The sequence below is a fragment of the Cognatishimia sp. genome, assembly GCF_964229375.1.
Lineage (GTDB): Bacteria > Pseudomonadota > Alphaproteobacteria > Rhodobacterales > Rhodobacteraceae > Cognatishimia.
This window is the reverse complement of record NZ_CAXREH010000079.1, coordinates 1-6,289: the sequence shown is the minus strand read 5'-3', so window position 1 is coordinate 6,289 and position 6,289 is coordinate 1. Positions and strand designations below refer to the sequence as shown.

The 6,289-nt window shown below is 55.7% G+C and carries 10 protein-coding genes; 3 read left to right on the top strand and 7 right to left on the bottom strand.

What is annotated here, in order from left to right; genetic code table 11:
* Positions 1 to 539 (top strand): hypothetical protein (locus ACEQWH_RS06255; protein WP_370228951.1); only part of this gene is annotated, 539 nt, incomplete at its 5' end.
* Between the two features lie 135 nt (positions 540 to 674).
* Here the strand turns inward: ACEQWH_RS06255 and ACEQWH_RS06250 are convergent.
* From ACEQWH_RS06250 to ACEQWH_RS06230, 5 genes are all read right to left on the bottom strand, one after another.
* A complete protein-coding gene (locus tag ACEQWH_RS06250; protein WP_370228949.1) occupies positions 675 to 1,232 on the bottom strand; it encodes a F0F1 ATP synthase subunit B in 558 nt (185 codons plus the stop codon).
* Between the two features lie 5 nt (positions 1,233 to 1,237).
* Positions 1,238 to 1,765, bottom strand: a complete 528-nt coding sequence (locus ACEQWH_RS06245) for a F0F1 ATP synthase subunit B' (RefSeq protein WP_370228947.1) — start codon at positions 1,763 to 1,765, stop codon at positions 1,238 to 1,240.
* An 83-nt stretch (positions 1,766 to 1,848) separates the two neighbouring features.
* A complete protein-coding gene (locus tag ACEQWH_RS06240) occupies positions 1,849 to 2,073 on the bottom strand; it encodes a F0F1 ATP synthase subunit C (protein ID WP_022572950.1) in 225 nt (74 codons plus the stop codon).
* Between the two features lie 88 nt (positions 2,074 to 2,161).
* Positions 2,162 to 2,869, bottom strand: coding sequence for a F0F1 ATP synthase subunit A (locus tag ACEQWH_RS06235; RefSeq protein ID WP_370228952.1), 708 nt, complete (start codon positions 2,867 to 2,869; stop codon positions 2,162 to 2,164).
* A 61-nt stretch (positions 2,870 to 2,930) separates the two neighbouring features.
* Positions 2,931 to 3,254 (bottom strand): AtpZ/AtpI family protein, encoded by a 324-nt coding sequence (locus ACEQWH_RS06230; protein ID WP_370228945.1) that lies wholly within the window; start codon positions 3,252 to 3,254, stop codon positions 2,931 to 2,933.
* Between the two features lie 264 nt (positions 3,255 to 3,518).
* Between ACEQWH_RS06230 and ACEQWH_RS06225 the strand changes: the two genes are divergently transcribed.
* Positions 3,519 to 3,857, top strand: coding sequence for an ArsR/SmtB family transcription factor (locus tag ACEQWH_RS06225; RefSeq protein ID WP_370228943.1), 339 nt, complete (start codon positions 3,519 to 3,521; stop codon positions 3,855 to 3,857).
* Here ACEQWH_RS06225 and ACEQWH_RS06220 read toward each other — a convergent pair.
* Positions 3,845 to 4,696, bottom strand: a complete 852-nt coding sequence (locus ACEQWH_RS06220) for a DMT family transporter (protein WP_370228941.1) — start codon at positions 4,694 to 4,696, stop codon at positions 3,845 to 3,847. The two genes, ACEQWH_RS06225 and ACEQWH_RS06220, sit on opposite strands and share 13 nt — an antisense overlap.
* Positions 4,697 to 4,728: 32 nt before the next feature.
* On the bottom strand, positions 4,729 to 5,604 hold the full coding sequence (locus ACEQWH_RS06215; protein ID WP_370228939.1) for a LysR family transcriptional regulator: 876 nt from the start codon (positions 5,602 to 5,604) through the stop codon (positions 4,729 to 4,731).
* A 102-nt stretch (positions 5,605 to 5,706) separates the two neighbouring features.
* On the opposite strand from ACEQWH_RS06215, the gene ACEQWH_RS06210 reads away from it, so the two are divergent.
* Positions 5,707 to 6,249, top strand: coding sequence for an FMN-dependent NADH-azoreductase (locus ACEQWH_RS06210; RefSeq protein ID WP_370228937.1), 543 nt, complete (start codon positions 5,707 to 5,709; stop codon positions 6,247 to 6,249).
* The last annotated feature ends 40 nt before the right edge of the window (positions 6,250 to 6,289 follow it).

The window sequence follows — 6,289 nt, the reverse complement described above, 5'->3', positions numbered from 1 at the left end:
CAGATTGGTTTGACATGCACGATTTTCTTTTGGTTTTTTCGGTTCTATTGGCTGTAATTGATGCGTTTGGTCTCGCTCAAAGAGTAGAGACAGCAATAGATAATTTCAGAGAACGCTATCTCGAAACTCTAAGCACCGCACAAAAAAAGGTTGTTACGTGGCTCGGTGACGTCGTCAAATTCGTCTGGAAAGCCGCGTTACTACTCGCCTTATTAATTTTTCTGGCGGCGGGTATTCACGGCGAAGAGACCGCAAAATACATGCTCGCGACAGCGTTTCAGTTTGAGGATCCGAATTCCCCATTCGAAGGCATTCTACCCGCGGCATTTAGGATTGTGCTATGGGTCACAATTTTGCCGGTAGTATTGGGGTTGATAACCGTGTTGCTGACTGTACCGCTTTGGATCGTGTTATACGTTTTCGGCTGGATCATGAGATTATTGGACTATCCACCGCGCGGTTCATTTGCCAGTCTGTGCCTAATCGCGAGCCTGCAAGATGTGTTTGTTCGCATTTGGGCTTACATCGGCTTTTCTTAGCCGAAAACTCAATCAGTAACGTGTTTCCTGTTCTTGCTGTCCAAACAAGACCAAAAACATCCCCTCCGCAAAAGAAAAAACCCGGCCTCAACTGGGCCGGGTCTTTATTTACTTAGACCGGATCTCAATCCGAGATCAGTGCAGCTTCGCGTCCACTTCGGCAATCGCCGCATCGATCAGCTTGTTGCCGTCGGCTGCGGTCATGCCTTTTGCGATCACCACATTCGCAGCGGAAACTGCAACGGTGACGGCTTGGTCACGGACCTCTTTGATCGCAGAGGCTTCGGCAGAGGCGATTTGATCCTCTGCGGCCGCCAGACGACGCGCAATGGATGCCTGCAGATCGACTTTCGCCTGTTCTGCTGCGGCAATCGCTTCGTCTTTGGCCTGAGCCACGATGCGGTCTGCTTGATCCTGAACTTCTTTTTGCTTGCGCTCATAAGAGGCCAGGATGGTCTGTGCTTCTTCGCGCAGAGCACGGGCTTCGTCCAACTCAGACTGAATGCCCTCGGCGCGTTTATCCAGCATACCGCCCAGCATGGAAGGTACTTTGAAGTAAAACAGCACGAGGATGAACAGGATGAACGCCATCGATACGATGAAGTCCGTGTTCGTCAGCGAGAAGAACGGGCCAGAGGCTGCAAAAGCCGGGCTCGCGGCGGTCAGGGCGAAAAGAGTAGCCAGTTTACGCATGTCTCTTAGCCTTTCATCCGCTCGGTTACAGCCGCTTCGACAGCTTTGGCATCCGCCTTGCCGCCCAGTGCTGCAACGATTTCGTTCGCCGTATCGGTCGCAACCGCTTGGATGCTCTCGACCGCGCCGGCCCGGATGTCAGCAATTGCCTTTTCCGACTCGGCGGCTTTGGCCGCGATTTCCGCATCCGCTTTCGCGGTGGCCGCGTCCAGATCGGCCTGAATCTCTGCTTTGGTTTCCGCAACGATGCGCTGTGCTTCGGCACGTGCATCCAGAAGCGCCTTGTTATAGGCCTCTTCCGCTTCCACCGCTTGCGCCTTCAGCTCTTCAGCTTTGGCGATGTCGTTGGTGATCGTCCCCTGACGCTCGGCCAGAACCGCAGCAATGCGCGGCAGCGCGATGCGCGACAGGACGAAATAGATCACGACGAGCGTGACCAATAGCCAGAAAATCTGGTTGCCCCAGTTTGAAAAGTCCAGCTGTGGCATGCCGGGAGCTGATGCTGCCTCGGCGGCGTGTGTATCAGTCGCCATAACGTCCTCCTGGGAACTTCCGTTTAATTACGGGCGGCGCATTATAGCGCGCCAGCCCGTACGTAAGGATCAGTTCCGCTGGATTAGACGGCGAACATCAGAAGCAGAGCGACCAGGAACGAGAAGATGCCCAGTGCTTCTGCGAACGCGATACCGATGAACAGTGTCGCGGTTTGGGATGCTGCTGCGGATGGGTTGCGCAGAGCGCCTGCCAGGTAGTTGCCAGCAACGTTACCAACACCGATTGCGGCTGCGCCGGAACCGATAGCTGCGAGACCTGCGCCGATGTGTGCGAGTTGACCTTCCATGATGAGTTCTCCTTACGTTGGAAGTTAGTCTGAATAGGGTGAATTTCGGGATGACTTGTGTAGGCCGGGCACCTGCCCGGCACGTACCTTAGTGCGATGGATGCAGAGCGTCCTTCAGGTAAACACAGGTCAGAATGGTGAAGACGTAGGCTTGGATGAAGGCCACGAGAACCTCCAGACCGTACATCGCGGTGATCGCCACAACCGAAACCGGAGAGACAACTGCGATGGCCGCAAAGCCTGCGAAAACTTTGATAACCGCGTGGCCCGCCATGACGTTACCCGCAAGACGGATAGAGTGGCTGACTGGGCGTACAAAGTAAGAGATCAGTTCGATGACCGCCAGGATCGGGCGCAGCGGCAGAGGCGCGCTGGAGACCCAGAAGAGACCCAGGAACCCAAGACCGTTCTTGACGAAACCGACGATGGTTACGGTCAAGAAGACAAGCAGCGCCAGAACCACAGTCACCGCAAAGTGGGACGTCGTGGTAAAGGACATTGGGATCAGGCCAAGGAAGTTGGCGAAGACGATGAACATGAACAGTGTCATGATGTATGGGAAGAATTTGATGGCGTCTTTGCCAGCAACATCTTCGACCATTTTATAGACAAAGCCGTAGGCAAGCTCTGCAACCGACTGGCCGCGGCCCGGTACGATTTTGCGGCTGGAGGTGCCGAAGACCATCATTACGATCACAGCAACAACCGCCAGCGCCAGCCAGAGTGTCACGTTTGTGATAGTAAACATGCCAATGTGATCGCCACCAAACAGAGGCTTCACAATGAACTGATCCATTGGGTGAAAGACCAGACCGCCTTCTTCTGCACCGCTTGCCACGTTACGTTCCTCTTCGTCTCTACTCGGCGTTCTCTTGCGAGTCGGCCTCTTGTTTCGCCTGAATTTCGCGTGCGCTGCGGATCATCACGTTGACCCCGGCGGCGAAACCCAAAAATATGAACAGGATCAGGAAAATCGGCTTCGTGCCAAACAGGCTATCCAGCCCAACCCCAATCCCAAAGCCGATCAACATACCGGCCACAAGTTCGATCACCATCCGCCAGGCCAGCTGCGCCTGAGAATAATGCTCTTCCATATGAGGTTTGGGTGCCTGGGTCTTTTTGACCGCCTCGATCCGCTCTTCGAGATGCTTCAGTTGATCTCTTTCAGTCGGGTCGGGCACGCGCAAATCCAATGGTTGAACCTGAGCGCAGTGCTAAGGCTGCGCGGGATTAGAGTCAAGCGGCAGGGTGACGCAACTGGCCGCCAACTAATCTATTGTTTTTAGATGATTTTATTAACAGCAAGGATTCCTTCTCCTTTGCGCAAAACGCGCGATCCGCCGATTTTCAGGACTTCGCGTTATTTAACGATTTGGTTGAGCTTTTTGCCTCACGCGATCGCTCGACGCTTTCTTCTTGGCCCTGCACCAGATAGAACCGCGAGTATGACAGCCACTCTTGATCACGTATTTGCAGCCCTCGCTGACCCAACGCGCCGCGCCATCCTTGCGATGCTGCTTGAGGACGACATGGCCGTCACCGACGTGGCTGAACCGTTTGAGATGTCACTCGCGGCGATCTCAAAGCATCTGACAATTCTGACCAAGGCGGGGCTTATCAGTCAGGAAAAGCGCGGACGGGTGAAATGGTGCAAACTAGAGCCTAACGCGCTGAAGGACGCGTCCGTCTGGATGCAGGCCTTTGGACAATTCGAACCGGTTAACCTAGACGCCTTTGAGAAGTTTCTGGAACAAGAGCTGACGGACGACGCTCAGGCGTCTTGACGCAACAGCAACAAAAGCGCCCCGCAGGTCATTGCAACGCCCACAGCCACCAAAGGCGCGGGTGCGCCGTTGCCCAGACCGATTTCCCACAGGATCACCCAACTTGGTACCAGATAGGTATAGGCCATGACCTTGGCGCTTGGCAGGTTCAGAGCTGCGAATTGCACCAGCACAAAGGTGGCGGCAGAGGCGAAAACCGACAGGTAAAAAATCGCTATCCAAACGATGGACGGCAAGGCGGCCCAGTCTGTTGCGCGTATTTCTGACCAACCGGCGGGGAAAAGAACCACACAGCCCGCGACCAACACACCGAAGGTAAAGACAACCGCAGGCTCTCCGCGGTTCAGCTTTGGCACCATCGGGGTATAGAGCGCATGCGCGATGCAGCCCCAGAAAAAGATCACCTCGCCCCGACCAACGTTGAATTGCAAAAGCGCCGACAGGTCGGCGCGGAAGATCACCCAAATCGCACCTGTCGCCCCAATCGCAAGCGCCACGGCCATCCGCGGCGTGGTGATTTGGCGCAGCAGCAGATAGCCGAAGGCTGCAGCCATTATCGGCGTCAGCGTGAAGACCGCCGCCGTGCTGACGGGTGGCGCGGTCTTTAGGCCCTCAAACATCAGCACGAAGTAGATCGCGAACAGCCCACCCAAAATCAGATAACGCCAAGGCGCGCGGGCTGCGGATCGCTTGATACCCGTGGTCAGCGCCGCAACGCTGCCAATAACGACAGCCGCAATCAGGAACCGCACCGCATTCAAAGCGGTCGGCTCTACTTCGTTGGCGGCAAGCGATCCCAAAGAGAAAGACCCGCCCACCAGCGCTGAAAACAAAAGCATCGCCAGATGCCCTTGCGACTGTGAAGAGAGCTTTATTGCCACTCTTTTGAACGCTCTTTGAGAAAGCTCAGGAAGGTCTGGACTTTGACCGTGCGATGCAAGTCAACGTGGGTCACCAGCCACATTGGGCCATGCCATTCAGGCAGCGGCTCCATGACTTCGACCACGTCATCGCGGGACTCACCCAGGAACCTTGCCAGAAATCCAATCCCCGCGCCGGCGAACACTGCGTTCTCCAGCGCGCGCGGATCAGAGCCCCGGAACATATGTGTCTCTCGTTTGGAAATACCCATCAACCACTGGTGAAACGGCGCGCGGGTCTTTGCATTATCCACGGCGACGAACCGGTGGTTTTCAAACTCTGCCTCTGACTTTGGCAATCCGAACTTCTCGACATATGAGCGCGACGCATAGAGTCCGACCTCAAGAGAGCCCAATCGCTGCACAACATTGTCTGGCTCCTGTGGCGCAGAGCCTGCGCGAATAGCGACATGGGCTTCGCCATATTCCAAACGAAACACGCGATCATCGGTGAGATAGCGGATCAGAAGATCTGGGTAGAGTTCCTGAAAGTCGACCAATATCGGGCTGAGCAAAGGCGCAATACTGTCCAAAGAGGTCACGACGAGTTCGCCGCTGACATCGCTGCCGCGTCCTTTGATGCGGCCCTCAAGCTGTCCAAACTGATCGTCTGTTGCCTGCCCTACGCGCATCAGGTCTTCGCCCGCCTCTGTAGCGGTATACCCGCGCGCGTGGCGTTGAAACAGTTTGACGCCCAGGCGCCCCTCAAGCGCGTCGATGTGGCGAATGACGGTTGCGTGGTGAACCCCCAAGACATCCGCCGCGGCGCTGACAGTTCCTAATCTCGCAACCTGATAGGCGGTGCGAATCTCGTCCCAATTGTCCATCACTTACCTGTGCAAATACCAACACTCGATGCGCATTACCGCCTATTGAGTTCAAAATTGCAAGGTGCATTTTGTAACGCAGCCATACAAAGGAAAAGACTCATGTCCCATACAGTACTGCATATTGATGCCTCTGCGCGCCATCAGGATTCTGTGTCGCGCCGCCTTTCTTCCGAGATCGTCGCCAAACTTGGCGCCGATACTGTCATCCGCCGCGATCTGGCAGAGCCCCTTCCCCTTTTGGACGAAGGCTGGGTGACCTCGACATTCATCCCTCCCCAAGATCGCACAGATGCCCAAGCCGACGCGCTGTCGGTGTCCGACACATTGGTGGCCGAACTGCAAAAGGCCGACACGGTCGTGATCGGCACCCCTATCTATAACTTCTCGGGCCCTGCCGTTTTGAAAGCTTGGGTGGATCAGGTTGCGCGCGCAGGGGTGACGTTCAGCTATACCGAAAACGGCCCCGAAGGCCTGCTGGCTGACAAGAAAGTCATCGTTGCGGTCGCGTCAGGCGGTGTGGCCATTGGCTCTCCTGCGGATTTCTTGACGCCACATCTGAGGGTCTTTTTTGGCTTTATCGGCCTTCAGGACGTAACTTTCCTGAACGCAGACGACGTCGAGAACTTTGACATCGCGGCCTAAAAACCCCAGAGCCTGCGGCCCGTGCGGCAGGCTCTAGTCC